This window comes from Azospirillum sp. VT-I1 (assembly GCF_055698305.1).
The window spans coordinates 2687073-2713493 of record NZ_CP168800.1 but is presented as its reverse complement, the minus strand read 5'-3'; the positions used below and the strand labels follow the sequence as shown (position 1 = coordinate 2713493).

The window sequence follows — 26421 nt, the reverse complement described above, 5'->3', positions numbered from 1 at the left end:
CGGCCTGAGTGCCCCCACCCTAACCCTCCCCCGCTGGGCGGGGAGGGAACTCCGCCCCCTCCCGAACAAGTGGCAATCCCCCTCCCCGCCCAGCGGGGAGGGTCGGGGTGGGGGCAAAGAACTTCGGGGCCGCACCACGCCCCAATCAAAAGAGCATTCCCAGGAGACCGAGTTCCATGTTGAACGAGCGCATCAAGCCCATCGTCATGCCGAAGTGGGGCCTGTCCATGTCGGAGGGCAAGGTCACCGGTTGGCTGAAGCGGCCGGGGTCCACCATCTCCATCGGCGATGAGCTGTTGGAGGTCGAGACCGACAAGATCACCAACGTGGTCGAAGCCGGTGAAACCGGCGTCCTGCGCCGCGTGCTGGGTGAACCCGGCACCGTCTATCCGGTCAAGGCGCTGATCGCGGTGCTGGCCGAGCCCGACGTGCCGGATGACGACATCGACGCCTTCATCAGCGCATACGCCGTCCCGGCCGCCGAAGACGACGGCGAGGCGGACTCCGGCCCGCAGTACCACACCGCCGAAACACCGGCCGGCAGCATCCGATACGCCAAGCGTGGCGAAACCGGTCCGACCGTCCTGCTTGTCCACGGCTTCGGCGGCGACCTCGACAACTGGCTGTTCACCATCGACGCGTTGGCGGAAAACGCCACCGTCTATGCGCTCGACCTGCCCGGCCATGGGCAATCCACCAAGCAGATGGCCGATCCCAGCCTGTCCGGCCTGTCGAAGGCGGTGCTGGGCTTCCTCGACAGTGTCGGGGTGGAGCGCGCCCATTTCGTCGGCCATTCCATGGGCGGGGCAGTGTCGATGCGCACCGCGCTCGACGCGCCGGGTCGGGTGGCGTCGCTGTCGCTGATCGCGTCGGCCGGTCTCGGCGAGCAGATCGACCACGGCTACATCCAGGGCTTCGTCGGTGCGACCTCCCGCCGCGACCTGAAGCCCGTCCTGGAGACGCTGTTCGCCGACCGCGGCCTCGTCAGCCGCCAGATGGTCGACGACCTGTTGAAGTACAAGCGGCTGGACGGCGTGGACGAGGCGCTGCGGGCGCTGTCGGCCTCGCTGTTCGCCGAGGGCCGGCAGGCCAGCGTGCTGGCATCCGGGATCGCGGACGCCAGGACGCCCACGCTGGTGGTGTGGGGCGAGGAGGACCGCGTCATCCCGGCCGATCACGCCCAGGCGCTGGCAAACACGGCACAGGTCGCCGTCATCCCCGGTGCCGGCCACATGGTGCAGATGGAGGCGGCCGGCAAAGTGAACGCGCTGCTGAAGGACCACATCGCCAAGGCGAACTGAGGCACCTCCCCGTTCTTCAATTCCGAACCCCTCGCCACCGGCGCGCAGGCTGTCCGCCAGCGCGCCGGCAGGAGACCGCTCATGCCTGACCTCAAGGACAAGAGCATCATCGTCACCGGCGCCGGCCGCGGCATCGGCGCCACCATCGCCAAGGCGCTGGCCGCCGACGGCGCCAATCTCACCATCGCCGACCGCACCGAGGCCGACGCCCGGCAGGTGGCGGACGCCATCCGTGCCGCCGGCGGCAGCGCTATCGCCGTCACGGTAGACGTGCGCGACCGCACCGCCGTCCGCCGCATGATCGACGAGACGGTGAAGACCCATGGCCGGCTCGACGTGATCTTCAACAATGCCGGCATCGCCCAGACCAAGCCCTTCCTCGACATCACCGAGGACGACTGGCACACCATCAACGACGTGAACGCGATGGGCGTGCTGATCGGCATGCAGGAAGCGATCAAGACGTTCAGGAAACAGGGTGGCGGCGGCAAGATCGTCAACACCGCCTCCATCGCCGGCAAGCAGGGCTACGAACCGCTGGCCCATTACTCCGCCAGCAAGTTCGCCGTGGTGGCCCTGACCCAGGCCGCCGCCCGCGGCTTCGGCAAGGACGGCATCACCGCCAACGCCATCTGCCCCGGCGTGGTGGCGACCGAGATGTGGAAGATCATCGACCAGGGATTCCGCGACACCGGCATCACCAAGTCGGAAAACGAGGCCTTCGACATGTTCGCCGCCGGCGCCGTGCTGGGCCGGCCGTCGCGGCCCGACGATCTGGTCGGCGTCGCCCGCTTCCTCGCCTCGTCCGACAGCGACTTCATGACCGGCCAGTCTCTGCTGGTCGATGGCGGAATGGTGTTCGCCTAAGCAACCGCAAACGCCGACAACGATAATTCCGGAGGAAAACACCATGAATGCGATGACCAATGATCCGGCGACCAGCATGAAGGCCGCCGTATGGCATGGCCGCAAGGACATCCGGGTGGAGGACGTGCCGCTGCCGGGCGCCCCGCCCGCGGGATGGGTGCAGATCAAGGTGCATTGGTGCGGCATCTGCGGGTCCGACCTGCATGAATATGTCGCCGGCCCGGTCTTCATCCCCGTCGACACCCCCCACCCGCTGACCGGCCTGAAGGGCCAATGCATCCTGGGCCACGAGTTCAGCGGCGAGATCGCGACGCTGGGCGAGGGCGTCACCGGCTTCACTGTCGGCGACCGCGTGGCGGCCGACGCCTGCCAGCATTGCGGCGAGTGCTACTACTGCAAGCACGGCATGTACAACATCTGCGAAAAGCTGGCCTTCACCGGCCTGATGAACAACGGCGCCTTCGCCAGTCTGGTCAATGTCCCGGCCGAACTGCTCTACAAGCTGCCCGATGGCTTCCCGACCGAGGCCGGCGCCCTGATCGAGCCGCTGGCGGTCGGCATGCACGCGGTGAAGAAGGCCGGCAGCATCGTCGGCGAGACCGTGGTGGTGGTCGGTGCCGGCACCATCGGGCTGTGCACCATCATGTGCGCGAAGGCGGCCGGCGCCGGCCGGATCATCGTCCTTGAGATGTCCGCCGCCCGCAAGGCCAAGGCGCTGGAGGTCGGTGCCTCTGTAGTGCTCGACCCCAAGGAGTGCGACGCGGTGGCGGAGGTCAAGGCGCTGACCGGCGGATACGGCGCCGACGTGTCGTTCGAATGCATCGGCCATCGCGACACGGCGAAGCTCGCCATCGACGTGATCCGCAAGGCCGGCAAGACGGTTCTGGTCGGCATCTTCGAGGAGCCCAGTTCCTTCAACTTCTTCGAGATCGTCGCCACCGAAAAGCAGGTCATCGGCTCTCTGGCCTACAATGGCGAGTTCGCCGACGTCATCCGCTTCATCGCCGACGGCCGCATCGACGTGCAGCCGCTGATCACCGGCCGCATTACGCTGGACGACATCGTCAGCGGCGGCTTCGAGGAGCTGGTCGCCCACAAGGACCGCAACGTGAAGATCATCGTGCAGCCGCAGGCCGCCCCTGCCGCCGCCGAACAGCCGGAGCTTGTCCACTGATGGCCCTGCCCGCGATGCACATGAAGCCCGCCCGCCCAGAGCATCGGGCGGAAAAGCCGGCCTGGCTCCGCGCCCGCGCCCCCGGCGGTGCGGCGTTCGAGGACACGCAGTCGCTCGTCCGCCGCCACGGCCTGAACACGGTCTGCGAGGAGGCCGCCTGCCCCAACATCGGCGAGTGTTGGACCAAGCGGCACGCCACGGTGATGATCCTGGGCAGCGTGTGCACGCGGGCCTGCGCCTTCTGCAACGTCGCCACCGGCCGGCCGGACGCGCTCGATCCCCACGAGCCCGACCGGCTGGCCGAAGCGGTGGGCGAACTTGGCCTCGCCCATGTCGTCATCACCTCGGTCGACCGCGACGACCTGCCCGACGGCGGCGCCGCGCATTTCGCCCGCTGCATCGCCCGCATCCGCGACACCTCCCCCACCACGACGGTGGAGGTGCTGACACCCGATTTCCGCAACAAGCCGGGCGCGGTGGAGACGGTGGTGGATGCCCGGCCCGACGTCTACAACCACAATCTCGAAACCGTGCCGCGGCTTTATGCCGATGTGCGGCCGGGGGCGCGCTATTACGGCTCGCTGCGCCTGCTGGAACGGGTGAAGGAGCGCGACCCGTCGATCTTCACCAAGTCCGGCATCATGGTGGGCTTGGGCGAAGAGCCGGCGGAAGTGCTGCAGGTGATGGACGACCTGCGGGCGGCAGGCGTCGATTTCCTGACAATCGGCCAGTATCTCCGCCCGACCCCCAACCACCATCCGGTCGCCCGCCACGTCACGCCGGAGGAGTTCGAGCGCTACGGCACCGTGGCGCGGGCCAGGGGCTTCCTGATGGTGTCGGCGACCCCGCTGACCCGCTCCTCCCACCACGCCGGCCGCGACTTCGAGGAGTTGCGGCGGCGGGCGGCGACGAAAGGCTGAGCATCGTTCCGATTTCAGCGGTCCTCGACGGGATCGCTGGGATCAGAGCGTGGTCCTCGGCCCGACCGGGACACCGTCCGGCTGCGGCGGCTTCATCAGCTTGCAGTCGCTGACGCAATAGGTCTGCTGCTCGATCCGGCCACCGCAGGACTTGAAGCAGCCGTCGTAATCGCTTTCACAGGAAAGACCGCTGGAACAGCTGATTCCCCGCTCGAAATCACTGAGCGTCTTCATCTTCTTCTTGTTGAAATCCTTGGGCAGTGACTTGAGATAGGCTTGATAATCGGCATGGGCGCGGGTCAGCCCCTCGGCCCGGCAGGTCTGAAGAGCCAGCTCCCTCGCCGAATTGCAGATGGATTGCGCCTGCTTGCATTGGGCGACACAGAGCTTTCCGGCATCGCTGACCGGCGAGAAATAGGTCGTCGTCGTCTGGAAACGTGGGCCGCAACCGGCCATCCCGACCGCCAGCAGGCAGCCGAGCAGAATGGAACGCCACATCATGGTGAATGCCCCGCCGTGGATTACTTTCAATCGACACGAACAGGGCGCCGATACGAAATAATCCACGCCATAGGCCGATTTCGCGAGACCGGCACCCTACCCGGAGATAAGCGGCCCAAAAAGCGACAGATGGAGGCGGCTTACAGCTTCCAGACAGTGCGCGAACCCACGCTTACGTCAGATGCTGCCTTTGCAGGTAATCCTCGCTCTGCATCTCCATCAACCGGCTCACCGTGCGTTCGAACTCGAAGGCGTGGGTGCCTTCCGGATAAAGCCGCTCCGGCGGCCCCTCGGCCGCGATGACGACGTTCACCTTGTGCTCGTACAGCGCATCGATCAGCGTCATGAAGCGCTTGGCCTCGTTGCGCAGTTCGTCTTTCATGGTGGGCACGCGGTCGATCAGGACCGTGTGGAAATGGGTGGCGATCGCCAGATAGTCGGCCGCACCCAGCGGCTTGCCGCACAGGTTCCAGAAATCGACCCAGGCCACGCATTTGGCGGCACGGTCTATCTCCACCCGGCGGCCCTGCACCGTCAGGCTGCAGGGCTCGCCCGCGGCACCGCCGGTCAGGTCGGAGAAGGCCCTGGCAAGGGCGGCGTCCGATGACGCCCCCAGCGGGTGGTGATAGATCGGCACGCCCTTCAAACGGTCCAGCCGGTAGTCGGTCGGGCCGTCCAGCGACAGGATGTCGAGCTTTTCCTTCAGCAGCGCGATGAAGGGCAGGAACAACTCGCGCTGGAGCCCGTCCTTGTACAGCATGTCCGGCGGCCAGTTGGAGGTCGCCACCACCACCACGCCCAGGTCGAACAGGTTGGTGAACAGCCGGCCCAGGATCATCGCGTCGACGATGTTGGTGACGTGGAACTCGTCGAAGCACAGCAGCCACGCCTCGTCGGCCAGCGCGCGGGCCAGTTCGGGCAGCGCCTCGTCCGGGCCGTCGCCCTTCCCCTTGCCGGATTGGCGGTGGTCGTGGATGCGCTGGTGGATCTCCAGCATGAATTCGTGGAAATGGACGCGCCGCTTCTTGTCGACCGGCGCGGTCTCATAGAACAGGTCCATCAGCATCGACTTGCCGCGCCCGACGCTGCCGTAGATGTACAGCCCCTGCGGCGCGGTGGAGGCGATGTCGGGCGGCGGCGGGGCGGCGCGGCGGCGGCCAAGACCGAAGCGTTCCAACCACCCTCCCCCGCAGGCTTGTCGTCGCCGGCGGGTTGCGGCTGGTAGCCCTTCAGCGCCTGATAGAGGCTTTGGAACTTCTCCGCCGCCAGTTCCTGGTCGGGATCGGGGCGAAGAGTGCCGCTGCCGCGGCGGGCGCGGTAGAGCGAAAGCGGTCCGTCGGTCATGGGGATATGCGCGATCCGGCTGCCAAGATGCCCCTTACCTAACGGATGGAACCGCTCCCGGCAACCGCCGACCGGCCTGGAACGGGACCGGCACGGGAATGGCAGGGTGGCGTGCGCGGCGGCGCGATGGACACCCGCGGCACAGACCGGGAAGGCAAGGCGGCGGCGCGGCATCTGGGCGCAGTGAGGAAGCCCATGTTTCCGTACGGTTACACTTTCTTTAGGGTGTTCGTCCGATCAATGCCAAGCTGCAGTCCAGCCGCCCGCCAGACAGGAAAACGCCGCACCGATGCCCGCCCCCGGGTCCGCTTTCCCGACCAACCGTTCCAACGCCGGTCTGGCGCGGGCGCTGCGTGGCCGTCTGGCATCCGTGCGCTTCCTGATGACCGCCTCCGGCCTTGCCTTCATCCTGGTGGTGAACGCCCTCATCGGCTACGGCATCCTCCAGGGCCGGCGGGAAGCGCTGGAAGCCGGGGAACGCGCCACCCGCGACCTTGCCCGCATGCTGGAAGCCCAGACCCTGCGCACCGCCTTTTCGGTGGACCAGCTGCTGCGCGATCTGGCCTTCGCACTCGACACCCATCCGGACGGCGGACGGCGCGGCAGCGCCGCCATTCACGACCATCTGCGCCAGCGCCGCGATTCCTTCGGCGAACTGGCCGATCTGGTGGTGGTCGGCGCCGACGGCTTTGCCCTGCATCATTCCGCCGACGCGGCGCTGCCGCCCTTTCCGCTGTCAGACCGCACCTATTTCACCCATGCCCGTGACCGCGCCAGCCCCGGCCTGCTGGTGGGCGGGCCTATCGTCAGCCGGGTGAGGCCCGGCACCCGCGTCATCCCGCTGAGCCGGCGCTGGGCTGACGAGAACGGACGCTTCCGCGGGGTGCTGGTGGCGCTGGTCGACCCGACGCGGCTGGCGGCGACGCTGGAATCCCAGCGCATCGACCGCAAGGGCAGCGTGATCCTGGCGCTGGAGGACGGCACGGTCCTGCTGGAACGGCCGCAGGACCGCATCGGCGTGACCCGGCTGGCCGACTGGCCGGCGGTGCAGCGCGCCCTGGCGGCCCGGGACGAGGCGACCATCCGCGACGGCGCGCCGATGCTGGCCGCCACGGCGGGGACCGGCACCTCCGGCGGTGCGGTCGACAGCCTGGTCAGCGTGCGGCGGGTTCAGGGCTATCCGTTCGTCATCGTGGCAACCATGCCGGTGCGCGCGGTCCTGGCCGACTGGCAGCGCGACACCGCGGCCTGGACCGCCATCGGCACGGTGATGACCATCGCCATCGCCCTGCTGACCGCCTTCGTCGTCCGCCAGCATGCCCGCCGGGAGGAGGATCAGGCCCGGCTCGCCCGCGCCTCCCGCCGGATCCGCGGCATCCTCGATTCCATGCTGGACGCGGTGGTGACCTTCGACACCGCCGGGCGCATCGTCACCTTCAACCGTGCCGCCGAGGTGATGTTCGGCGTGCCGGAGCGCGAGATGATCGGCCAGCCGATCGAGGCGCTGATCCCCGATGCCCGCGGCGGCGCCAACGACCGCGACCTGACCGCGCTGCGCCGCGACGGCCGCGCCTTTCCGGTCGGCTTCACCGTCAGCGACCTGCGTCTGGGCGCCGCCCCCTGCGCCCCGGCGCCCCACCCGGCCGCCGCCGGCATCCAGCGCCCGGCCTCAGGTTCGGCTCTTGGTTCGGGGGAGCCGCGGATCTTCGTCGGCGTCATCCGCGACATGACCCGCCGCAAGCAGCAGGAGGCGGAGATGATCGCCTCCAAGACCCAGGCCGAGCTGGCGAACCGGGCCAAGAGCGAGTTCCTGGCCAACATGAGCCACGAGCTGCGCACCCCGCTGAACGCCATCATCGGCTTCGCCGAGGTGCTGGACAGCGAGTTCTTCGGCACCGTCAACGAACGGCAGAAATCCTGCATCGCCGACATCCACGACAGCGGCAAACACCTGCTGGACATCGTCAATGCCGTACTGGACATGTCGAAGCTGGAATCGGGCCAGTTCGACCTGTGCGAAGAGCCGGTCGAGGTGGACGAGGCGGTGGCGCACTGCCTGATGATGGTGCGCGACCGCGCGGCGTCCGGCGGCGTGACCCTGAACAACCTCGTGACGGGGGCGGTCGCCACGGTCTGGGTCGATCAGCGCGCCTTCAAGCAGGTGGTCCTGAACCTGCTGTCCAACGCCGTGAAGTTCACGCCCCCCGGCGGCAGCGTGACCATCACCGCCGGACTGGACCAGGAGGGGAATGGCGATGGCGGGTTCCGGCTGTCGGTGGCCGATACCGGCATCGGCATCCCGCCCGATTTCATGGCCGACCTGTTCCAGCCCTTCCGTCAGGCCGACAACGCGGCCAACCGCCGCTACGAGGGGACCGGGCTGGGCCTGTCGATCTCGAAGAACTTCATCGACCTGCATGGCGGCACGCTGACCTGCGACAGCACGCCCGGCGCCGGCACCACCATGACGATCCGGCTGCCGGCCACCCGCGTCGCGGACCATCCGTCCAAGCTGAGCGGCCACACCGTCGGAGCGGCCTGACCGCCGGGGCGACCGGCGGCGGTAGAGACCCGAAGGGCGTCAGCGCAGGCGGGTGGCGGCGAAGCGGCGGGGCGGGTCGACGAAATCGTCCTGGGCGGCGATCAGCTGCAATTCGCGGGTGCCCAGGCGCTTGGTCGTCTCGAAGATGGCGAAGATGGCTGCCGCCGCCTTCTCCAGCGCGTCGGCGGGATCGAAGGCCGTCAGATAATGGGCGAGGAACAGCGCCGCCACCGCGTCGCCCGACCCGTTGGGCAGCGGATCGAAGGTCAGGCGCGGCGTCGCCACCAGCCAGGCGCCGTCGGTACCGTCCACCAGCATCTCGATGCTGTCGGGATCGGCGTCGCTGCGGGTCAGGCTGGTGACCAGGACCAGCCGCGGCCCGCGGGCGCGTAGCGCCGCGGTGGCGGCCAGCGCATCGTCCAGCGAAGCCACCTTGCGGTCGGTGAGGTACTCCAGCTCGAACTGGTTGGGCGTCATCAGGTCGGCGGCGGGGACCGCATGGTCGCGGATGAACTCCGGCAGGCCGGGTCGCACGAAGAAGCCGCGGCCGACGTCGCCCATCACCGGGTCGCAGCAATAGACCGCCTTGGGATTGGCCGCCTTCACCCGCGCCGCGGTCTCCACGATCACCTGCCCCAGCTCCACCGCGCCCATATAGCCGGACAGCACCGCATCCTGCGCCGGCAGCACGCCGCGGGCGGCGATGCCGTCGACGATGTCGGCGATATGCTCCGCCGTAAAGACCTGCCCGGTCCAGGCGCCGTAGCCGGTGTGGTTGGAGAACTGGACGGTGTTCACCGCCGTGGCGTCGATCCCCAGCCGCTGCAGCGGAAACACCGCGGCCCGGTTGCCGACATAGCCATAGGCGACGTGCGATTGGATGGTGAGGACGCTTTTCATGCGGGCAAGCGTAAGCGACGGTCCGCCGGTCGTAAAGGTCTGTTCGGCTTGCATACTTGGATACTCTTTCTTCGGGGATGCGTATGGCGGAACAATTGCTCTTCAAAGAAGTTCTATTGGCCGAAAATTGCTTGAATCAAGCGGGTGCAATGTCGTTTTATCGTCATTCCGGATTGTAACAAGAACAGAATCGCGCTATACGCGTACTAGACAATCAAGACACCCTAGGCATCACGATGATGAGATCCCGCTTTCTTAATGCTATAGTTCTGATCGGACTCTTCGCTTCACCAGCGCTGGCGCAGATGCCGGCCATCACGAACGCCGCTATGTCAACCGATGTTGATCCGACGAAAGCGAGCGCAGCACTCATCCAGACCGAACTGAATGATGTTACAAATGAAATTCAGAGACAGAATAGTGCTCTCGATAAATGGAGGATGTTTTCAGAAGATCTTAAAGAAAGACTGAAGAGGATAGATGCAGAGAAAGAAAGCGTTAACAAGCGGCTAAACGAGATATCATCAAAAAGGCCCTCTCAAAACCCAAAAGAACTTAGCGAAGAAGAGAAATCTTATTTTTCTTCGGAGGTTTCTGGAATTATCAATAGCACCTTATCAAGCTCACTCCGCTATTTTGGGATATTCGACCAAATTCCTCAGGCAACGATTGTCGATTTTGCAATAAACAAGGAAAAGGACAGAATTGAAGAAAACATTATAAATATTAGGAAATCGGTTAAAGCAAATAAGAACTACGATGAATGCGCAGCAAATGATTTTCTCATACGGCCCTATGCAATCAGCTCAAGGGGAACAAAAATTGAACAAGATTCTGATATTAATCTGGATAGTAGATACAGCTCCTGCTTAATATCTCTCGAATCCATCATCAAGGAAGGGTTAGTTGACAGCTTTTATAAGAAGAAGATTGAGATCGTGTCAGCCGCCATCTCTGCCGTTGATACAAAAATCAAAGAAATGGAGTCATCCCTAAAGTCTCTTTCCGCAAAACGCATCTCACTTATTAATGCTCTGCAAAAGAGTACTGCGCTAAGCGATCAACTTCTCACATGGGCAGCACCAGGACTCGGACTTATTGTCATAATTCTTCTGATTGCCCCCAGATGCTACAGCGCCGATGTTCAGAAGACTGTATTTAACACTGATGTTATCATTCAGCTCTTAACGGTCTTCCTGCTGACAACAGTCATTCTTATCCTGGGAATTGCTGGAAAGATCCCTGAAAACGCCTTAGGAACACTCTTGGGCGGCATCTCGGGATATGTCCTCGGCAGAACCACAAACCGTACAGGCAATACCGGTCCCTAAGTTCTTGGCGGAGATGCCGTATACAGACCAAAGAGAGTCTCCGCTAGAATAAGGGACTCTTACACATTGGAATCGAACCATGACCGTCCGCCCCCGCCGCAGCGTGCTCTACATGCCGGGCTCGAACGCCCGCGCCCTGGAGAAGGGCCGCAGCCTGCCCGCCGACGGGCTGATCCTCGACCTGGAGGATGCGGTCGCCCCCGACGCCAAGGCCGCGGCGCGCGACACCATCGCCCAGGCGCTTGCCGCCGGCGGCTATGGCGGGCGGGAGTTGATCGTCCGCGTCAACGGGCTGAACACCCCCTGGGGCTATGACGACCTGCGCATGGCGGCGGCCAGCGGCGCCGATGCCGTGCTGCTGCCGAAGGTGGAGAGCGCCGACGCGGTGCGGCAGGCGGAAGCGGTGCTGCGCGCCGCCGGAGCGCCGGCCAGCCAGACCATCTGGTGCATGATGGAGACGCCGCTCGGCATCCTGAACGTGAAGGAGATCGCGGGCGCCTCCCCCACCGTCGGCGCGCTGGTGCTCGGCACGTCGGACCTCGCCAAGGACCTGCATGCCGCCCACACGGCGCAGCGGCTGCCGATGATCACCAGCCTGGGACTCTGCCTGCTGGCGGCGCACGCCTATGGGCTGGCGGTGCTGGACGGGGTTCATCTGGACCTGAACGACGACGAGGGCTTCGCCGCCTCCTGCCGGCAGGGGCGCGAACTGGGCTTCGATGGCAAGACGCTGATACATCCCAAGACGATCGACGCCTGCAACGCCGCCTTCGCCCCCGATGCCGACGAGATCGCCCAGGCCCACCGCATCATCGCCGCCCATGCGGAGGCCGCAGCCGCCGGCAAGGGGGTGGTGCTGGTCGACGGCAAGCTGGTGGAGAACCTGCATGTCGAAAACGCCCGGCGGCTGGTGGCGTTGGCGGAGGCGATCGGGAGGATGGCGTGAGTGGAGCTGACTGATTTTGCCCCCTTCCCATCCCTACCGCGCAAGGGGGAGGGTTAGGGAGGGGGCGCCCAGCGCAACCACTCCCCAAATCGCTGGCCATACCGACAGTACCGGTTGCAGAAATTGTCTGCTATTTGGAACCAACTCCCCAGCTGTGCGGTTGTCGAATCAGCAAGGCACAGTCGGAGGTTGGTTATGGCCTCGAAAGAGAGCAATCGTACGTCGGGCCGCGGCTTCGCGTCGATGGACCCTGATCGGCAACGCCAAATTGCCAGCAAGGGTGGCGAAAGCGTGCCGGCCGACAAGCGCAGCTTTTCGAAGAACCCGGAACTCGCCGCGGAAGCCGGGCGCAAGGGTGGGCGCAGCGTGCCCGCCTCCTCGCGCAGCTTCTCCAAGAACCCCTCGCTGGCGGCGGAAGCCGGCCGCAAGGGCGGACAGGCGAGCCATGGCGGACGGTCGGCCGACCGCCCTGCCGGGGGCGATTGAAACGCTGCGATCCGTGCAGACGAAAAAGCCCCCGTCCTTGCGGACGGGGGCTTTTTCTTGAACGCAGTCCGGAAGACCGATCAGGAGGCGAGCTTGTCCAGCTCGCGCAGGATCGAGTCGCCCATGACGGTGGTGGAGCAGCGCGCCATGCCCGGGGCCATGATGTCGGCCGTGCGCATGCCGCCGCCCAGCACGTTCTGGATGGCCCGCTCGATCAGCTTGGCGTCCTCGTCCAGGTTGAACGAGTAGCGCAGGCACATCGCGAAGGACAGCAGGGTCGCGCAGGGGTTGGCCAGATCGCGGCCGGCGATGTCCGGGGCGGAACCGTGCACCGGCTCGTACAGGGCCTTGCGGTTGCCGGCGGCATCCGGGGCGCCCAGCGAAGCCGAGGGCAGCATGCCGAGCGAGCCGGTCATCATCGCCGCCTCGTCCGACAGGATGTCGCCGAACAGGTTGTCGGTGACGATCACGTCGAACTGCTTCGGGTTCTTCAGCAGCTGCATGGCGCCATTGTCGGCGTACATGTGGCTCAGCTCGACGTCCTGGAACTCTTCCCCGTGCAGCTTGGTCACTTCCTGGCGCCACAGCAGGCCGGATTCCATGACGTTCGCCTTTTCCATCGAGCAGAGCTTGTTGCCGCGCTTGCGGGCCAGCTCGAACGCGACGCGGGCGACGCGGCGGATCTCCGACGTGGTGTAGACCTGGGTGTTGACGCCGCGGCGCTCGCCGTTGCCGATGTCGGTGATGCCGCGCGGCTCACCGAAATAGACGCCGCCGGTCAGCTCGCGGACGATCAGGATGTCCAGGCCGCGGATGACGTCGGCCTTCAGGGTCGAGGCGTCGACCAGCGCGTCGAACACGACGGCCGGGCGCAGGTTGGCGAACAGGCCCAGTTCCTTGCGCAGGGTCAGCAGGCCGGCTTCCGGACGCTTGGTGTAGTCGCTGGGATTGTCCCATTTCGGGCCGCCGACGGCGCCCAGCATCACCGCGTCCACCGCCAGCGCCTCGGCCAGCGTGGCGTCGGACAGCGGAACGCCGTGGGCGTCGATGGCGGCACCGCCGACCAGCCCTTCGGACACGTCGAAGGTGATCTTGCGCTTGCGGTCCATCCAGTCGATGACCCGGCGGACCTGGCGCATCACCTCCGGACCGATGCCGTCGCCGGGGAGGAACAGAAGCTTCTTATTGGCGGCCATGGCAGGCGCACTCCCAAATGTCAGACGTCAAGAAGACAGAAATGGTTGATCGGGGGAGGACGGGGGCGGTCAGCCCCACATCCACGGCTGGCCGGCGCGCTGCTTGCCCTCGTACCCGTCGATATGGGCCGACTGCTGCAGCGTCAGGCCGATGTCGTCCAGGCCGTTCAGCAGGCAGTGCTTGCGGAAGGGGTCCAGCTCGAAGGAGATGGTGCCGCCGTCCGGGCCGGTGATGGTCTGCTTCTCAAGGTCGACCGTGATGACGGCGTTCGACCCGCGCGACGCGTCGTCGAGCAGCAGGTCCACCTGCTCCTTCGGCAACTTGATCGGCAGGATGCCGTTCTTGAAACAGTTGTTGTAGAAGATGTCGGCGAAGCTGGGGGCGATGATGCAGCGGATGCCGAAATCGGCCAGCGCCCACGGCGCATGCTCGCGCGAGGAGCCGCAGCCGAAATTGTCGCCCGCCACCAGGATGCTGGCCTTGCGGTAGGCCGGCTTGTTCAGGACGAAGTCCGGGATCTCCTGCCCGTCCGGGGTGTAACGCATCTCGTCGAACAGATGCTTGCCCAGCCCCGTCCGCTTGATGGTCTTCAGGAACTGCTTCGGGATGATCATGTCGGTATCGACGTTGATCATCGGCAGCGGCGCCGCAACGCCGGTGAGAACCGTGAACTTTTCCATCGCCAGAAATCCTGTCGCGCAAGAAGGCGCAAGCGTGCGCATGCAGAGCGTGGTGAATAGCAGACCGAACAAGCCATTGCCAGAGGAAGCTTGCCCTTTTCCCGGCACGCAATGAGCGAACAGGCATGCGCGAATGCACCGCCGCGCATCTTTGTTGCGTGCAAGGCCGCGGATCGTCCCGGTCAGGCCCGTCCGCGGGTGCCGAAACGCAGCGCCGGAACCGGCGTCCCCCTTGCGGACGGCGTGGCAGCCCCCTACCACAGTAGCGCTCAACAGCCAGGCCGCCCCGATCCGATGCCGACCCTCCACGACGACCGCCGCGCCCGCCTGACCGGCCGCGCCTTCCTGTTGCTGGCCCCGGTCGCCTGCGGGCTGCTGACGCTGGCCTTCGGCATGGATGCCAACTGGGACCTGCGGAACTACCACTGGTACAACGCCTATGCGCTGCTGACCGGGCGGATCGGGCGCGACCTGCTGCCGGCGCAGATGCCGACCTTCTACAGCCCCTTCCTGGACGTGCCCTTCTACTGGCTGGCGACGCACCTACCGGCGCGGGCGGCCGGCTTCCTGTGGGGGACGCTGCAGGGCGTCAACCTGTCGCTGCTGTTTCTGCTGGCATCGTCCTGCCTGCGGAACGGTCCGGCCATGCAACGAACCCTGATCGCCATGGTCCTGGCGGTGATGGGCGGGCTGGGCGGCGGAACGCTGGGGCTGATCGGCACCACCTTCCAGGACAATGTGGTCAGCCTGGGCGTGCTGGGCGCTGCGGCGGTCGTCGCCGGCAGCCTGCCCGGCATCCTTGACGGCCGGCCGCTGCCGAGCTTCGCCCGCGTGGCGGCGGCCGGACTGCTGGCCGGGGCCGCGATGGGGCTGAAGAACCCGACGGTCATCTATGCGGTCGGGCTGTGCCTGGGCTTCCTGGCCCTGCCCGCCCGGCCCTGGCGCCGGCTGTGGCTGGCCTTCTTCTTCGGCATCGGCGTGCTGGCCGGGCTGGCGCTGGGTGGCGGCGTGTGGATGGCCCACCTGTGGCACGATTACGGGAACCCCGTCTTCCCGCACATGAACCACGTCTTCAAGTCGCCCTTCGCCGCCATCTCCGACTACGTCAATGTCAGCTTCTTCCCGCCCGGCCCGTGGCAGCGGCTGTTGTTCCCCTTCGTCTTCACCTTTTCCCCCTGACGGTGGGCGAGGTGCCGTTTTTCGACCTGCGGGTGCTGGCGCTGTTCGTCCTGGTGCCGGTGGGAGCCGCCGGCGCGCTGATCGGCCGGTCGATGGGGAAGCGGAACGACTGGCTGACCGAAAGGCCGGCGACGCGATTCCTGCTGACGGCGCTGACCGTCACCTACGCGCTGTGGGTGGCGATGTTCTGCATCTACCGCTATCTGGTGCCGCTGGAGATGCTGGCGCCGCTGGCCTTGGTGATGGCGGTCGGCCTGCTGCCGCTGGCCCGGCGCCTGCGCGTCGGACTGGCGGTGGCCCTGCTTGCGCTGGTGCAGCTGACGGTGCAGCCCGCCGACTGGGGGCGCGTCGCTTGGGCGGACAAGTGGGTTACGGCGGAGGTGCCGCCCATCGAGGATGCTGACGACACCATGGTGCTGATGGCGGGATACTGGGCCATCTCGCACGTCATCCCGTCCTTCCCGCCGCGCGTCACCTTCGTGCGCATCCAGTCCAACTTCCTGCAGCCGGATTCGGTCGGCAACGGCCATCTGGCCATCCTGAAGGACAAGGTGGCCTCGCATCGCGGGCCCTTCCTGATGCTGAGCACGATCCCCGACACGGCCGGAGCGGCGAAGGCCGCGGCCCTGCTCGGCCTGCGGCTGGACCCGCAGCGCTGCCGGCCGATTCCCAACAATCTGGGCGAGACCCTGAACCTCTGCGCCGTGGACAGAAGTGCGGGGAAATCGGAGACAGTGGAATAATCGCCGGGTTTGTGCTGTTTATCGCCCGTAACCGCCCCGTCTGCCCTTTCGAGCCAAAAAGCCAGCGCCATGACCGTATCGACCATCGACCGCGCCGATTCCACCGCCGTCACCGCCGGCCCCATCGCCGCGGGAGCGCCGCGGTCCGATGCGGACGCCGCCCCGGCGCCGACCATCGCGGTGCTGATCCCCTGCTACAACGAGGAGGCGGCGATCGGCAAGGTGGTGCAGGACTTCCGCGCGGCCCTGCCGGAGGCGACGGTCTATGTCTACGACAACAATTCCAAGGACCGGACGGTGGAGGTCGCGCGCGCGGCGGGCGCGGTGGTCCGGCACGAGCCGCTGCAGGGCAAGGGCAACGTCATGCGCCGCATGTTCGCCGACATCGAGGCGGACGTGTATGTGCTGGTCGACGGCGACGACACCTATCACGCCGCCAGCGCCCCGCAGCTGGTCAAGCGCCTGTGGGAAGAGCAGCTGGACATGGTCAACGGCGCTCGGGTGACGGAGATCGTCGCCGCCTACCGTCCCGGCCACCGCTTCGGCAACCTCGTGCTGACCGGCATGGTCGCCAACATCTTCGGCAGCCGCATCGGCGACATGCTGTCGGGATACCGGGTGTTCTCCCGCCGCTTCGTCAAGTCCTTCCCCGCGCTGGCCAGCGGTTTCGAAACCGAAACGGAGCTGACCGTCCATGCGCTGGAGCTGCGCATGCCGATCGCCGAGGTGAAGACCCCCTACAAGGACCGGCCGCCCGGGTCGCACAGCAAGCTGAACACCATCCGCGACGGCATCCGCATCCTGCGCACCATCATCATCCTGGTGAAGGAGGAGCGGCCGCTGCCCTTCTTCTCCGCCCTGTTCGGCCTGCTGGCCCTGCTGTCGGTGATTCTGGGCGTGCCGGTGATCGCCACCTATTTCCAGACCGGTCTGGTGCCCCGCTTCCCCACCGCGGTGCTCGCCACCGGGCTGATGCTGATGGCCTTCCTCAGCCTGACCTGCGGCCTGATCCTGGACACCGTCACCCATGGCCGCCGCGAGGCCAAGCGCATGCATTACCTGTCGCTGCGCGCGCCGGGCAACCACCCGCCGCTGGCCGGCGACCGCGGGGACGGCCGCCGGTGACCGGGCCGGTCGCCGCTCTGCTGGACAGCCGGCTCGGCCGGCTGGGGGTGCAGTTCGCCAAGTTCGGCGTGGTCGGCGTCATCGGGCTGCTGGTGGACACCGCCGTGCTCTATGGCGGGCTGGCGCTGGGGCTGGAGTTCTTCGCCGCCCGCATTCCGTCCTTCTTCGCCGCGGCGACGGCGACCTGGGCGCTGAACCGCGCCTTCACCTTCCGCGGCGCGGCGGACGAGCCGCTGCACCGCCAGTGGGCCAAGTTCATCGCCGCCAACGCCATCGGCGGCGTGGTGAATTACGGCGTGTCGGTGGGGCTGGAGTCGAGCGTGCAGACGGTCGCCGAGCACCCGTTCCTGGCGGTGGCCGCCGGTTCGATCGCCGGCATGTTCTTCAACTTCGCGGCGTCGAAGCATCTGGTGTTCAAGGGAGCGTAAGCGCCGCGAATCTGCCTTGCGCGGCGCCTTATGGACTTATCCCCGCGGCTCGCCATATAACGGCGGCCATGACCCGCGAATTCCTGAAGATGCACGGCCTCGGCAACGACTTCGTCGTGATCGACGCCCGTTCCGAACCCTACCGCCCCCCGGGCGCGGAGGTGCGCGCCATCGCCGACCGCAAGACCGGCGTGGGCTGCGACCAGTTCATCATCCTGGAACGGACCGAGGCGCCGGGCGCCGACGCCTTCATGCGCATCCACAACGCCGACGGCAGCGAGGCCGCGGCCTGCGGCAATGCGTCGCGCTGCGTCGGATGGCTGCTGATGGAGGAGAGCGGGCGCGACCGCGCCAGCTTCCAGACCGCCGCCGGGCTGCTTCACGCCTACCGCGCCGACAACGGCCGCATCACCGTGGACATGGGTCCGCCCCGCCTGGACTGGAGCGCCATCCCGCTGGCCGCCCCCACCGACACGCTGCGGGTCGACTCGGTGGAGCATGGCGGCTTCGCGGCCCCGGTCGCGGTCAACATGGGCAACCCGCACGCCGTCTTCTTCGTCGACGATGCCGAGGCGGTGCCGCTGGCCGAGGTCGGCCCGGTGTTCGAGAACCACCCGACCTTCCCCGAGCGCTCCAACATCGAGTTCGCGCAGGTCCTGTCGCCCACCGCCATCCGCATGCGGGTGTGGGAGCGCGGCGCCGGCATCACCCAGGCCTGCGGCACCGGCGCCTGCGCCACGCTGGTCGCGGCGGCCCGCCGCGGCCTGACCGGGCGCAAGGCCGACATCCTGCTGGACGGCGGCACCCTGACCATCGAATGGACCGAGGACGACCGCGTCCTGATGACCGGCCCGGTGGCGCTGGCCTTCAGCGGCCGGCTGTCGGCTGAACTGGTTTCCGTTGGACGAGGCGATGCCTGAGATTAGCCGGTTCTTCGGCATCATCATCGCGATGTATTACAACGATCACGCGCCGCCGCATTTCCACGTACGGTATGGCAATCAGAAAGCCGTGATTGACATTTCGACGCTTGGGATCATGGAAGGCGAGCTTTCGCCCCGCGCGTTGGGACTTGTGACGGAATGGGCCGCCCTGCATAGGAACGAGTTGAAGAACGATTGGGAACTGGCGCGCAGGCATGCGCCATTGAATCAGATTGCTCCGCTGGAATGAACCGATGCTGAAGGATATTGTCGCCGCCACGCCGCTCGACGGCTACCGCCTGCACCTCCGGTTCGAGGATGGTGCGGAGGGGCATGTCGACGTGTCCGCCCTGGTTCCTTTCACCGGAGTATTTGCCGTGCTGCGCGAACCCGAAACCTTCGCAGCGGTTCGCGTCGATCCGGAGCTTGGGACGGTGGTCTGGCCGAACGGAGCCGATCTCGATCCAGCCGTTCTCTATTCTTCGATCACCGGCGCCCCCTTGCCCGGTATGGGAGGGGCTCAGCATGCCCGATGATGTCGCCCTGAAGACCGACGGCCCCGAGATCGTCACCTTCGGTTGCCGCCTGAACACCTACGAGTCCGAGGTGATGCGCAACCATGTGCGCAGCGCAGGGCTGGACGACGTGGTGATCGTCAACACCTGCGCCGTGACATCGGAAGCCGAACGGCAGGCGCGCCAGACCATCCGCAAGCTGCGCCGCGAGCGACCGGACGCGCGCATCGTCGTCACCGGCTGTGCCGCCCAGATCGACCCGCAGCGCTTCGCGGCGATGCCGGAGGTCGATCAGGTGCTGGGCAACCAGGAAAAGCTGCAGCCGGAAAGCTGGGGCCTGCCGCCGGCCGAGAAGGTGCTGGTCAACGACATCATGTCGGTGAAGGAGACCGCCGGTCACCTGATCGGCGGGTTCGAGGACCGCGCCCGCGCCTTCGTCCAGGTTCAGCAGGGCTGCGACCACCGCTGCACCTTCTGCATCATCCCCTATGGCCGCGGTCCCTCGCGCTCCGTCCCCATCGGCGGCATCGTCGAACAGGTCCAGGCGCTGGTGAAGGCCGGCTACAACGAGGTGGTGCTGTCGGGCGTCGACATCACCAGCTATGGCCCCGACCTGCCCGGTTCGCCGTCGCTGGGACAGATGGTGCGTCGGCTGCTGGCCCTGGTGCCTGAGCTGCCGCGGCTGCGCCTGTCCTCCATCGACTGCATCGAGATGGACGACGACCTCTGGCGCCTGATCGAGAACGAGCCGCGCCTGATGCCGCACCTGCACCTGTCGCTGCAGGCCGGCGACGACATGGTGCTGAAGCGGATGAAGCGCCGCCACGGCCGCGCCGACTCCATCGCGTTTTGCGAGCGGGTGCGCTCGGTCCGGCCCGACGTGGTGTTCGGCGCCGACTTCATCGCCGGTTTCCCGACGGAGACCGAGGAGATGTTCCAGAACACCATGCGGCTGGTGGAGGAGTGCGGCCTGACCTGGCTGCATGTCTTCCCCTACAGCCCACGCCCCGGCACGCCGGCCGCCCGCATGCCGCAGGTCGACGGCGCCGTCCGCAAGGAGCGCGCCGCCCGCCTGCGCGCCGTCGGCGAGGCGGCGGAGGCCCGCACGCTGGCCAGCCTCGTCGGCCGCACCGCGACGGTGCTGGTGGAGAAGGACGACCTGGGCCGCACCGAGCATTTCGCCGCGATCCGCCTGGGCCAGCCCTTCGCGCCCGGCTCGCTGGTGCCCGCCGCCATCACCGGCCTCAAGGACGGCGTGCTGACCGGCACCCCGCTCTGACCCCTCTCATAGTGGACACTCCATGATTTTCCGCTGGTTCGGCCGCAAGAAGCCCGAAGAGACCGCGCCCAAGGACGAGGCGGCGAAGGACCAATCGGTCACCCAGGAGTCCGCCACCCCCGCGCCGGAACCGGAGCCGGAGAAAACGCCGGAGCCGCCCGCCGCTCCGCTGCCTCCCAAGCCGGAGGCCGAGCCGGTGCCGGAGCTGCCGCCCGCGCCACCGAGCGTCGAGCCGCCGCCGGCACCCGTCGCGCCGTCTCCGGTTGCGCCCGCCCCCATTACGCCGGCCCCGGCCGCACCGCCCGCCGCTCCGGTCGAGCCGCCGCCCGCCCCTGCCCCGGTGATCCCTGCCCCGGCTCCGGAGCCGGAACCGGTTCCGGAGCTGCCGCCGGCGCCCGCGCCCGCCCCGACTCCCGTTGTTGCTGCCGAAGAGGCGCCGCCGACCAAGAAGGGCTGGTTCGCCAAGCTGAAGGAAGGGCTGTCGAAGTCCTCGTCCAAGCTGACCGACGGCATCACCAGCATCTTCACCAAGCGCAAGCTGGACGACGATGCCCTGGAGGAGCTGGAGGAGCTGCTGATCACCGCCGACCTGGGCCCGGCCACCGCGGCGAAGGTGACGGCGGAGCTGGCGCGCACCCGCTTCGGCAAGGAGGTCTCGCCGGAGGAGGTCAAGGCGACGCTGGCCGCCGAGGTGTCGAAGATCGTCACCCCAGTCGCCAAGCCGCTGGTCCTGGACCCGGCGCTGAAGCCGCATGTCATCCTGGTCGTCGGCGTCAACGGCACCGGCAAGACCACCACCATCGGCAAGCTCGCCCGCCAGTTCAAGGCGGAGGGCAAGAGCGTGATGCTGGCCGCCGGCGACACCTTCCGCGCCGCCGCGGTCAGCCAGCTGAAGATCTGGGGCGAGCGCACCGGCTGCCCGGTCGTCGCCCGCGACACCGGGGCGGACGCCGCCGGGCTTGCCTATGACGCGCTGGAGCGGGCGAAGGCCGAGGGGGTCGACGTCCTGCTGATCGACACCGCCGGCCGCCTGCAGAACAAGACCGGCCTGATGGAGGAGCTGCGCAAGATCGTCCGCGTCATCAAGAAGCTGGACGAGACGGCCCCGCACACCACCCTGCTGACGCTGGACGCCACCACCGGCCAGAACGCGCACAGCCAGGTGGAGATCTTCCGCGACATGGTCAATGTCAACGGACTGATCCTGACGAAGCTGGACGGCTCCGCCCGCGGCGGCGTGCTGGTCTCGCTGGCCGAGAAGTTCAAGATCCCGGTCCACGCCATCGGCGTCGGCGAGGGCGTCTACGACCTGCGCCCCTTCGATGCGGATGCCTTCGCCAAGTCGCTGATGGGGCTGAGCACCGACTGACGGCTGGGGGCGTTTGGCAACCTCCGAAGGGATAAGTGCTGGGGATCGGCCGAAATTCGGCCTTCCCAGCCGGTCGTTCGTACCCCATCTTTGACGGCATGACTGACAAAGCCCCGCTCCAGCCCGGGTCGGCCGGGCGCTTCACCGATGCCAAAGCCGCACTGGCCTGCGTGCGCGACATTTACGAGCGCAACACCGCCTACCTGCGCGACCGCTTCGCCGCCTATACACAGGGCGAGGAGGAAGGCGGGCGGAACCGGGCCTGTTACCCCTATGTCCGGCTGACCGCCGTGTCGGGGGCCGCGGTCGATACCCGGCTGTCCTACGGCTTCGTCGAGGGGGTCGGCGTCCATTCCACCACGGTGACGCGGCCCGACCTGTTCGAACGCTATCTGCTGGAACAGTTCACGCTTCTGCTGCGCAACCACCATGTCCCGCTGGAGGTCGGCGTCAGCGAGGAGGCGATCCCGATCCATTTCGCCTTTCCCAACGGCATGTATGTGGAAGGCGATTTGCCGCCGGACCGGCTGACCAAGCTGCCGGACCTGTTCGACCTGCCCGATCTGGCGCGGATGGATGACACCATCGTCAACGGCACCTGCGACACCGGGCCGGACGCGGTGAAGCCGCTGGCCCTGTTCACCGCGCCGCGGGTGGATTTCTCGCTGCACCGGCTGCGCCACTACACCGCAACCGCGCCGGAGCATTTCCAGAACTTCGTCCTGTTCACCAACTACCAGTTCTATGTGGACGAGTTCATCCGGCTGTCGCGCGAGATCATGGAGCCGACCGGCGATGCCGATCTGGCGGCCTACCGCAGCCAGTATGACAGCTTCGTCGAGCCGGGCGACATCGTCACCACCAACCAGAATCTTGGCGGGGCCGCCGACGTTCCTTCGGCCAGGCTGCTGCGCATGCCGCAGATGCCGGCCTATCACCTGAAGCGGCCGGACGGCAACGGCATCACGCTGGTCAACATCGGCGTCGGCCCGTCGAACGCCAAAACGATCACCGACCATATCGCGGTGCTGCGCCCGCATGCGTGGCTGATGCTGGGCCATTGCGCCGGGCTGCGCCATACGCAACGGTTGGGCGATTATGTGCTGGCCCACGGCTATGTCCGCGAGGACCATGTGCTGGACGCCGACCTGCCGCTGTGGGTGCCGGTGCCGGCGCTGGCTGAGGTTCAGCGCGCGCTGGAGACGGCAGTGGAGCGGGTGACCGGGCTGTCGGGCTTCGACCTGAAGAGCATCATGCGCACCGGGACGGTGGCGACCATCGACAACCGCAACTGGGAACTGCGCGACCACCGCGAACCGCTGATGCGCTTCAGCCAGAGCCGCGCCATCGCCCTGGACATGGAAAGCGCGACGATCGCCGCCAACGGCTTCCGCTTCCGCGTGCCGTACGGGACGTTGTTGTGCGTGTCGGACAAGCCGATGCACGGGCAGCTGAAACTGCCGGGCATGGCCGACCGCTTCTACCGCGAGCGGGTCGACCAGCATCTGAAGATCGGCGTGCTGGCGATGGAACTGCTGCGCGAGCACGGAATGGAGACGCTGCACTCCCGCAAGCTGCGCAGCTTGGCGGAAGTGGCGTTCCAGTAGGAAGTGTCGGGGGCAGGTGCGTGACACCCGCCCCCGCTTCAGTCTCAGGCGGCCACCAACTCTTCGATCACCTTGGCGGCGCCGGCCAGAGCCTTCTCCTTGGCTTCCGGCCCCATGCTGACGCCCTCGGCGCGGACGAAGCTGACGTCGGTGATGCCGAAGAAGCCGAACACCGAACGCAGATAGGCTTCCTGATGGTCCAGACCGGCCAGCGCCGGGTTGGTCGAATAGACGCCGCCGCGGCCCGAGGCCACGATCACGCGCTTGCCGCCGGCCAGACCCTCGGGGCCCTTCTCGGTGTAGCGGAAGGTGCGGCCGGCCTGGGCGAGGCGGTCGATCCAGGCCTTCAGCTGGGTCGGAACGGAGAAGTTGTACATCGGCGCACCGACGACCACGACATCGGCGGCCAGGAACTCGTCGAGCAGGGCGTTGGTCAGGGCCAGTTCCTCGCGCTGACGCTCGCTCAACCCATCCTGCACGCCGAGCTTGAGGACTGGCAGCAGTTCGGCATCCAGATGAGCCGGCGGATTGGCGGCGACGTCACGGGTGACGACAGTGGCCGCCGGATCGGCCTTCACCAGAGCCTCGACGATGGAGGCGGTCAGCTGGCGGGTGACGGAAAAGGTGCCGAGCGGGCTGGAATCGACATGCAGGATCTTGGTCATGACGGAAGGAGCCTCTTGGTTGTTGCGGCCGTCTTCTCCGGCCGGGTTCTGACGCCCAAGATGCCCCTAAGTTTTCCAGCGGTTAAGCCGGGTTCTGCGCGATAGATCGTCTCTGGTAAAGCAACAATCGGCCGACTCCGACCGGTTCAGCGCGTCACCAGCGCCCCGTTGCGGAAAACCGCCATCTGGCCCGGCTGCATCACCGTCCAGGCTTCGTTTCTGGTCAGCGGCCGGGTGGCGATGACGGTGACCACGTCGTTGGGCGTCGTCTCCTTGGAGAAATCGACGCTCATGTCGGCATCGAGCAGGGTGGCGGCGCCGAACGGCGCCTTGCGGGTCAGCCAGGCGAGGTTGGTGGCGCAATGGCACCACAGATACCGCCCGTCGCTGAGCAGCATGTTGAAGACGCCGAGCGTGCCCAGATCGGCGGCCAGATGGCGGATCAGCTTCATCAGCCCGGCGGTGGTCTTCGGCGGCTCCGGATACTGCATGCGGATCTGGTCGAGCAGCCAGCAGAAGGCATGTTCGCTGTCGGTGGTGCCGACCGGCTCGTAGAAGGTCAGGATGCGGTCCTTGATGCCCTTCAGCTGGCCATTGTGGGCGAAGGTCCACACCCGGCCCCACAGTTCGCGGGTGAAGGGATGGGTGTTCTCCAGCGACACCCGGCCGCGGTTGGCGCGGCGGATGTGGGAGATCACCGTGCAGGACTTGATCGAGTACTGACTGACCAGCCGGGCGATTTCCGATTCGCTGCTGGGTGCCGGATCGTGGAAGGCGCGGCAGCCCTTGCCTTCGTAGAAGGCGATGCCCCAGCCGTCGCGGTGCGGCCCGGTCTGTCCGCCGCGGCGCATCAGGCCGGCGAAGCTGAAACAGATGTCCGTGGGCACGTTGGCGCTCATGCCCAGGAGTTCGCACATGGTGTCCTCGTCTGCCGCTTGTCGTCGCCTCGGGGGCGACAAGCTACGACAGGCGGTGCGCGAGGTCACGCGTTGACATGGCGCACGACCCTATGCACGTCAGGGTTTGGGGCTCATGGCTTCGGGCAGGGCGGCATGTCCGGCCGCAGGCACCCCTCCATCTTCCCCTCGGGCGCCGCATCGCCCAGCCCGATCCAGGCATCCACCCGCTCGGTCTCGAACCCGCAGTCGCGGCGGTCGCCGACCTGCATCAGCGGGCGGCGGATCAGCAGCGGCCCTTCGACCATCGCGGCCAGCGCCGCGGCCTCGTCCATCGCCTCCGGCACCACCTCCCCGCTCTTCACGGCGGGTGCTGCGCGGTTGAACCAGTCCGCCACCGGACGGTCGCCGAAGAAGGGGCGCAGCGTTTCCGGCGTCCAGGGCTCGCCCAGCAGGTCGCGGGCGAACACGCGGTGGCCGGCCCGCTCCAGCAGGGCCTTCTGCCGGGCGTTGCCGCCGCAGCCGGGCTTTTCGAAGAAAATCACGTCGGCCATCGGTCATGTCTCCCGGAACAGCGGCGCGCGGGCCAGCAGCGCGTCGGTTTGCTGACAAATCTCGTCGTAGACCTTGCGGTCCAGCTTGCGCAGCCAGCGCGGCGGGATCGACTCCACGCCATAGGTGGCGCCGGCCAGCATGCCGGCGATGGCGCCGGTGGTGTCGGCGTCGCCACCCTGGTTCACCGTCTCCACCACGCAGGATTCGACCGAATCGGTCTGGAAGTAATAATGGAAGACGGTCTGCACCGTATCGACGACGAAGGCGGTCGACAGGCCGCGGTAGGGTTCGAACTTGAACTGGCGGTGTTTGGCGATCAGGGCGTTCGCCTCTTCCCGCGCGGCGAGGATGCCGCCGCCCAGCACCAGCCGCCGCACCATCCGGCCCAGCGCGATCACCGCGGAATCCGACAGCTGGTTGCAGTGGGTGATGTGGGACTGCTCCACCGACCAGCGTTCGAATGCCGCTTCGTCGCCCAAGGTCGCCAACGCCACCGGCAGGTTGCGCATCGCAGCACCGTTGCCGGCATGGTATTCCGACTCCGGCTCCTCCAGCGTGCCGTGCATGATGAAGCGGCGGATGCCGCGGCGCGTCGTGTCGCCGACATCGACCGGCACCGACTTCAGCCAGACCGCGAACTCCTCCGCGGCGCGGCGGGCTTCCCACTCCGGCCCCGACAGGATGGCGCGGCCGAGATGCAGCGACATCTCCGTGTCGTCGGTGACCTGCCCGGCCGTCAGCTTCAGCCAGCCGCCGCCCTTGATGTGCTTGTGGACGCCATATTGGTGGGCGATCTCGCCCTTTGTCAGGAACTCCACCGTCGCCCCCAGCGCGTCGCCGCAGGCGAGGCCGAGATAGGCGCCGAGCGCCCTGGAACGGATTTCAGGCGTCAGAATCGTCGGATCGGTCATGCCATCGGGCACAGAGGCCGCCCTTTCCTGGTGCGCC

Annotated in this window: 27 protein-coding genes and 1 pseudogene; 19 read left to right on the top strand and 9 right to left on the bottom strand. The window is 66.9% G+C overall.

Annotation, left to right across the window (positions count from 1 at the left end):
- Positions 1-176 precede the first annotated feature (176 nt).
- From AB8P05_RS13080 to lipA, 4 genes are all read left to right on the top strand, one after another.
- The gene (locus AB8P05_RS13080; protein ID WP_472758239.1) at positions 177-1301 is read left to right on the top strand and encodes an acetoin dehydrogenase dihydrolipoyllysine-residue acetyltransferase subunit; all 1125 of its coding nucleotides are present in this window, start codon (positions 177-179) and stop codon (positions 1299-1301) included.
- Between the two features lie 81 nt (positions 1302-1382).
- Complete coding sequence (locus AB8P05_RS13075; protein ID WP_472758238.1) at positions 1383-2168, top strand: glucose 1-dehydrogenase; 786 nt, start codon at positions 1383-1385, stop codon at positions 2166-2168.
- A 43-nt stretch (positions 2169-2211) separates the two neighbouring features.
- Positions 2212-3342, top strand: a complete 1131-nt coding sequence (locus AB8P05_RS13070; RefSeq protein WP_472758237.1) for a 2,3-butanediol dehydrogenase — start codon at positions 2212-2214, stop codon at positions 3340-3342.
- Complete coding sequence (gene lipA, locus AB8P05_RS13065) at positions 3342-4262, top strand: lipoyl synthase (RefSeq protein WP_472758236.1); 921 nt, start codon at positions 3342-3344, stop codon at positions 4260-4262. Before AB8P05_RS13070 ends, lipA begins: the two co-directional genes overlap by 1 nt.
- 42 nt (positions 4263-4304) lie before the next feature.
- Here the strand turns inward: lipA and AB8P05_RS13060 are convergent, their stop codons facing one another.
- On the bottom strand, positions 4305-4763 hold the full coding sequence (locus AB8P05_RS13060) for a hypothetical protein (RefSeq protein ID WP_472758235.1): 459 nt from the start codon (positions 4761-4763) through the stop codon (positions 4305-4307).
- A gap of 172 nt (positions 4764-4935) precedes the next feature.
- Positions 4936-5940: a cell division protein ZapE gene (gene zapE, locus AB8P05_RS13055; RefSeq protein ID WP_472758234.1), complete on the bottom strand. Its 1005-nt coding sequence runs from the start codon at positions 5938-5940 to the stop codon at positions 4936-4938.
- 456 nt (positions 5941-6396) lie between these two features.
- Here zapE and AB8P05_RS13050 point away from each other — a divergent pair, with 456 nt between their 5' ends.
- Positions 6397-8649: a sensor histidine kinase gene (locus AB8P05_RS13050; RefSeq protein ID WP_472758233.1), complete on the top strand. Its 2253-nt coding sequence runs from the start codon at positions 6397-6399 to the stop codon at positions 8647-8649.
- 39 nt (positions 8650-8688) lie between these two features.
- Here the strand turns inward: AB8P05_RS13050 and pdxY are convergent, their stop codons facing one another.
- Positions 8689-9549, bottom strand: coding sequence for a pyridoxal kinase PdxY (gene pdxY / locus AB8P05_RS13045; RefSeq protein ID WP_472758232.1), 861 nt, complete (start codon positions 9547-9549; stop codon positions 8689-8691).
- 236 nt (positions 9550-9785) lie between these two features.
- On the opposite strand from pdxY, the gene AB8P05_RS13040 reads away from it, so the two are divergent.
- From AB8P05_RS13040 to AB8P05_RS13025, 4 genes and pseudogenes are all read left to right on the top strand, one after another.
- Entirely contained in the window at positions 9786-10880 is a 1095-nt protein-coding gene (locus AB8P05_RS13040) for a hypothetical protein (RefSeq protein WP_472758231.1), read from the top strand.
- A 79-nt stretch (positions 10881-10959) separates the two neighbouring features.
- A complete protein-coding gene (locus tag AB8P05_RS13035; RefSeq protein ID WP_472758230.1) occupies positions 10960-11826 on the top strand; it encodes an HpcH/HpaI aldolase/citrate lyase family protein in 867 nt (288 codons plus the stop codon).
- Between the two features lie 195 nt (positions 11827-12021).
- Positions 12022-12117, top strand: a pseudogene (locus AB8P05_RS13030) (KGG domain-containing protein); the annotation flags it as partial.
- Positions 12118-12312: a con-10 family general stress protein gene (locus AB8P05_RS13025; RefSeq protein ID WP_247883674.1), complete on the top strand. Its 195-nt coding sequence runs from the start codon at positions 12118-12120 to the stop codon at positions 12310-12312. It abuts the pseudogene before it with no gap.
- 80 nt (positions 12313-12392) lie between these two features.
- Here AB8P05_RS13025 and leuB read toward each other — a convergent pair whose 3' ends face one another.
- Positions 12393-13508 (bottom strand): 3-isopropylmalate dehydrogenase, encoded by a 1116-nt coding sequence (leuB, locus tag AB8P05_RS13020; RefSeq protein WP_455171172.1) that lies wholly within the window; start codon positions 13506-13508, stop codon positions 12393-12395.
- A 69-nt stretch (positions 13509-13577) separates the two neighbouring features.
- Positions 13578-14189 carry a 3-isopropylmalate dehydratase small subunit gene (gene leuD, locus AB8P05_RS13015; RefSeq protein ID WP_455171171.1) on the bottom strand — a complete coding sequence of 204 codons (612 nt, stop codon included), beginning with the start codon at positions 14187-14189 and terminating at the stop codon, positions 13578-13580.
- Positions 14190-14483: 294 nt separating this feature from the next.
- Here leuD and AB8P05_RS13010 point away from each other — a divergent pair, with 294 nt between their 5' ends.
- The 10 genes from AB8P05_RS13010 to AB8P05_RS12965 all read left to right on the top strand — a co-directional run bounded on the left by AB8P05_RS13010 (position 14484) and on the right by AB8P05_RS12965 (position 23357).
- On the top strand, positions 14484-15368 hold the full coding sequence (locus AB8P05_RS13010; protein ID WP_472758229.1) for a hypothetical protein: 885 nt from the start codon (positions 14484-14486) through the stop codon (positions 15366-15368).
- An 11-nt stretch (positions 15369-15379) separates the two neighbouring features.
- Positions 15380-16111 carry a hypothetical protein gene (locus tag AB8P05_RS13005; RefSeq protein WP_472758228.1) on the top strand — a complete coding sequence of 244 codons (732 nt, stop codon included), beginning with the start codon at positions 15380-15382 and terminating at the stop codon, positions 16109-16111.
- A gap of 69 nt (positions 16112-16180) precedes the next feature.
- Entirely contained in the window at positions 16181-17236 is a 1056-nt protein-coding gene (locus AB8P05_RS13000; protein WP_472758227.1) for a glycosyltransferase family 2 protein, read from the top strand.
- A complete protein-coding gene (locus AB8P05_RS12995; RefSeq protein ID WP_472758226.1) occupies positions 17233-17664 on the top strand; it encodes a GtrA family protein in 432 nt (143 codons plus the stop codon). The genes AB8P05_RS13000 and AB8P05_RS12995 overlap by 4 nt, the downstream gene beginning before the upstream one ends.
- 68 nt (positions 17665-17732) lie before the next feature.
- Positions 17733-18584, top strand: coding sequence for a diaminopimelate epimerase (gene dapF / locus AB8P05_RS12990; protein WP_472758225.1), 852 nt, complete (start codon positions 17733-17735; stop codon positions 18582-18584).
- Positions 18577-18837: a DUF4160 domain-containing protein gene (locus tag AB8P05_RS12985; protein ID WP_324869597.1), complete on the top strand. Its 261-nt coding sequence runs from the start codon at positions 18577-18579 to the stop codon at positions 18835-18837. The genes dapF and AB8P05_RS12985 overlap by 8 nt, the downstream gene beginning before the upstream one ends.
- Positions 18838-18841: 4 nt before the next feature.
- The gene (locus AB8P05_RS12980; protein WP_472758224.1) at positions 18842-19123 is read left to right on the top strand and encodes a DUF2442 domain-containing protein; all 282 of its coding nucleotides are present in this window, start codon (positions 18842-18844) and stop codon (positions 19121-19123) included.
- The gene (mtaB, locus tag AB8P05_RS12975) at positions 19113-20381 is read left to right on the top strand and encodes a tRNA (N(6)-L-threonylcarbamoyladenosine(37)-C(2))-methylthiotransferase MtaB (RefSeq protein WP_472758223.1); all 1269 of its coding nucleotides are present in this window, start codon (positions 19113-19115) and stop codon (positions 20379-20381) included. The genes AB8P05_RS12980 and mtaB overlap by 11 nt, the downstream gene beginning before the upstream one ends.
- Positions 20382-20403: 22 nt before the next feature.
- Positions 20404-21750 carry a signal recognition particle-docking protein FtsY gene (gene ftsY / locus AB8P05_RS12970; protein WP_472758222.1) on the top strand — a complete coding sequence of 449 codons (1347 nt, stop codon included), beginning with the start codon at positions 20404-20406 and terminating at the stop codon, positions 21748-21750.
- Positions 21751-21848: 98 nt separating this feature from the next.
- Positions 21849-23357 carry an AMP nucleosidase gene (locus AB8P05_RS12965; protein ID WP_455171164.1) on the top strand — a complete coding sequence of 503 codons (1509 nt, stop codon included), beginning with the start codon at positions 21849-21851 and terminating at the stop codon, positions 23355-23357.
- A gap of 44 nt (positions 23358-23401) precedes the next feature.
- On the opposite strand, the gene AB8P05_RS12960 is transcribed toward AB8P05_RS12965, so the two are convergent.
- The 4 genes from AB8P05_RS12960 to draG all read right to left on the bottom strand — a co-directional run bounded on the left by AB8P05_RS12960 (position 23402) and on the right by draG (position 26384).
- Positions 23402-24022 (bottom strand): FMN-dependent NADH-azoreductase, encoded by a 621-nt coding sequence (locus AB8P05_RS12960; RefSeq protein ID WP_455171163.1) that lies wholly within the window; start codon positions 24020-24022, stop codon positions 23402-23404.
- A 146-nt stretch (positions 24023-24168) separates the two neighbouring features.
- Positions 24169-24939 carry a class II glutamine amidotransferase gene (locus AB8P05_RS12955; protein WP_472758221.1) on the bottom strand — a complete coding sequence of 257 codons (771 nt, stop codon included), beginning with the start codon at positions 24937-24939 and terminating at the stop codon, positions 24169-24171.
- A gap of 113 nt (positions 24940-25052) precedes the next feature.
- Complete coding sequence (locus AB8P05_RS12950) at positions 25053-25472, bottom strand: ArsC/Spx/MgsR family protein (protein ID WP_472758220.1); 420 nt, start codon at positions 25470-25472, stop codon at positions 25053-25055.
- 3 nt (positions 25473-25475) lie between these two features.
- Positions 25476-26384 (bottom strand): ADP-ribosyl-[dinitrogen reductase] hydrolase, encoded by a 909-nt coding sequence (gene draG, locus AB8P05_RS12945; RefSeq protein WP_472758219.1) that lies wholly within the window; start codon positions 26382-26384, stop codon positions 25476-25478.
- Positions 26385-26421: the final 37 nt, after the last annotated feature.

Coding starts and splice junctions, on each gene's coding strand:
- pdxY (WP_472758232.1), bottom strand. CDS start 9,549: ATGAAAAGCGTCCTCACCATCCAATCGCACGTCGCCTATGGCTATGTC.
- AB8P05_RS13070 (WP_472758237.1), top strand. CDS start 2,212: ATGAATGCGATGACCAATGATCCGGCGACCAGCATGAAGGCCGCCGTA.
- AB8P05_RS12985 (WP_324869597.1), top strand. CDS start 18,577: ATGCCTGAGATTAGCCGGTTCTTCGGCATCATCATCGCGATGTATTAC.
- AB8P05_RS13040 (WP_472758231.1), top strand. CDS start 9,786: ATGATGAGATCCCGCTTTCTTAATGCTATAGTTCTGATCGGACTCTTC.
- AB8P05_RS12980 (WP_472758224.1), top strand. CDS start 18,842: ATGCTGAAGGATATTGTCGCCGCCACGCCGCTCGACGGCTACCGCCTG.
- AB8P05_RS12965 (WP_455171164.1), top strand. CDS start 21,849: ATGACTGACAAAGCCCCGCTCCAGCCCGGGTCGGCCGGGCGCTTCACC.
- AB8P05_RS13010 (WP_472758229.1), top strand. CDS start 14,484: ATGCCGACCCTCCACGACGACCGCCGCGCCCGCCTGACCGGCCGCGCC.
- AB8P05_RS12950 (WP_472758220.1), bottom strand. CDS start 25,472: ATGGCCGACGTGATTTTCTTCGAAAAGCCCGGCTGCGGCGGCAACGCC.
- AB8P05_RS13080 (WP_472758239.1), top strand. CDS start 177: ATGTTGAACGAGCGCATCAAGCCCATCGTCATGCCGAAGTGGGGCCTG.
- leuB (WP_455171172.1), bottom strand. CDS start 13,508: ATGGCCGCCAATAAGAAGCTTCTGTTCCTCCCCGGCGACGGCATCGGT.
- AB8P05_RS13000 (WP_472758227.1), top strand. CDS start 16,181: ATGACCGTATCGACCATCGACCGCGCCGATTCCACCGCCGTCACCGCC.
- leuD (WP_455171171.1), bottom strand. CDS start 14,189: ATGGAAAAGTTCACGGTTCTCACCGGCGTTGCGGCGCCGCTGCCGATG.
- AB8P05_RS12955 (WP_472758221.1), bottom strand. CDS start 24,939: ATGTGCGAACTCCTGGGCATGAGCGCCAACGTGCCCACGGACATCTGT.
- AB8P05_RS13060 (WP_472758235.1), bottom strand. CDS start 4,763: ATGATGTGGCGTTCCATTCTGCTCGGCTGCCTGCTGGCGGTCGGGATG.
- mtaB (WP_472758223.1), top strand. CDS start 19,113: ATGCCCGATGATGTCGCCCTGAAGACCGACGGCCCCGAGATCGTCACC.
- AB8P05_RS13050 (WP_472758233.1), top strand. CDS start 6,397: ATGCCCGCCCCCGGGTCCGCTTTCCCGACCAACCGTTCCAACGCCGGT.
- dapF (WP_472758225.1), top strand. CDS start 17,733: ATGACCCGCGAATTCCTGAAGATGCACGGCCTCGGCAACGACTTCGTC.
- AB8P05_RS12960 (WP_455171163.1), bottom strand. CDS start 24,022: ATGACCAAGATCCTGCATGTCGATTCCAGCCCGCTCGGCACCTTTTCC.
- AB8P05_RS13075 (WP_472758238.1), top strand. CDS start 1,383: ATGCCTGACCTCAAGGACAAGAGCATCATCGTCACCGGCGCCGGCCGC.
- ftsY (WP_472758222.1), top strand. CDS start 20,404: ATGATTTTCCGCTGGTTCGGCCGCAAGAAGCCCGAAGAGACCGCGCCC.
- lipA (WP_472758236.1), top strand. CDS start 3,342: ATGGCCCTGCCCGCGATGCACATGAAGCCCGCCCGCCCAGAGCATCGG.
- draG (WP_472758219.1), bottom strand. CDS start 26,384: ATGACCGATCCGACGATTCTGACGCCTGAAATCCGTTCCAGGGCGCTC.
- AB8P05_RS13035 (WP_472758230.1), top strand. CDS start 10,960: ATGACCGTCCGCCCCCGCCGCAGCGTGCTCTACATGCCGGGCTCGAAC.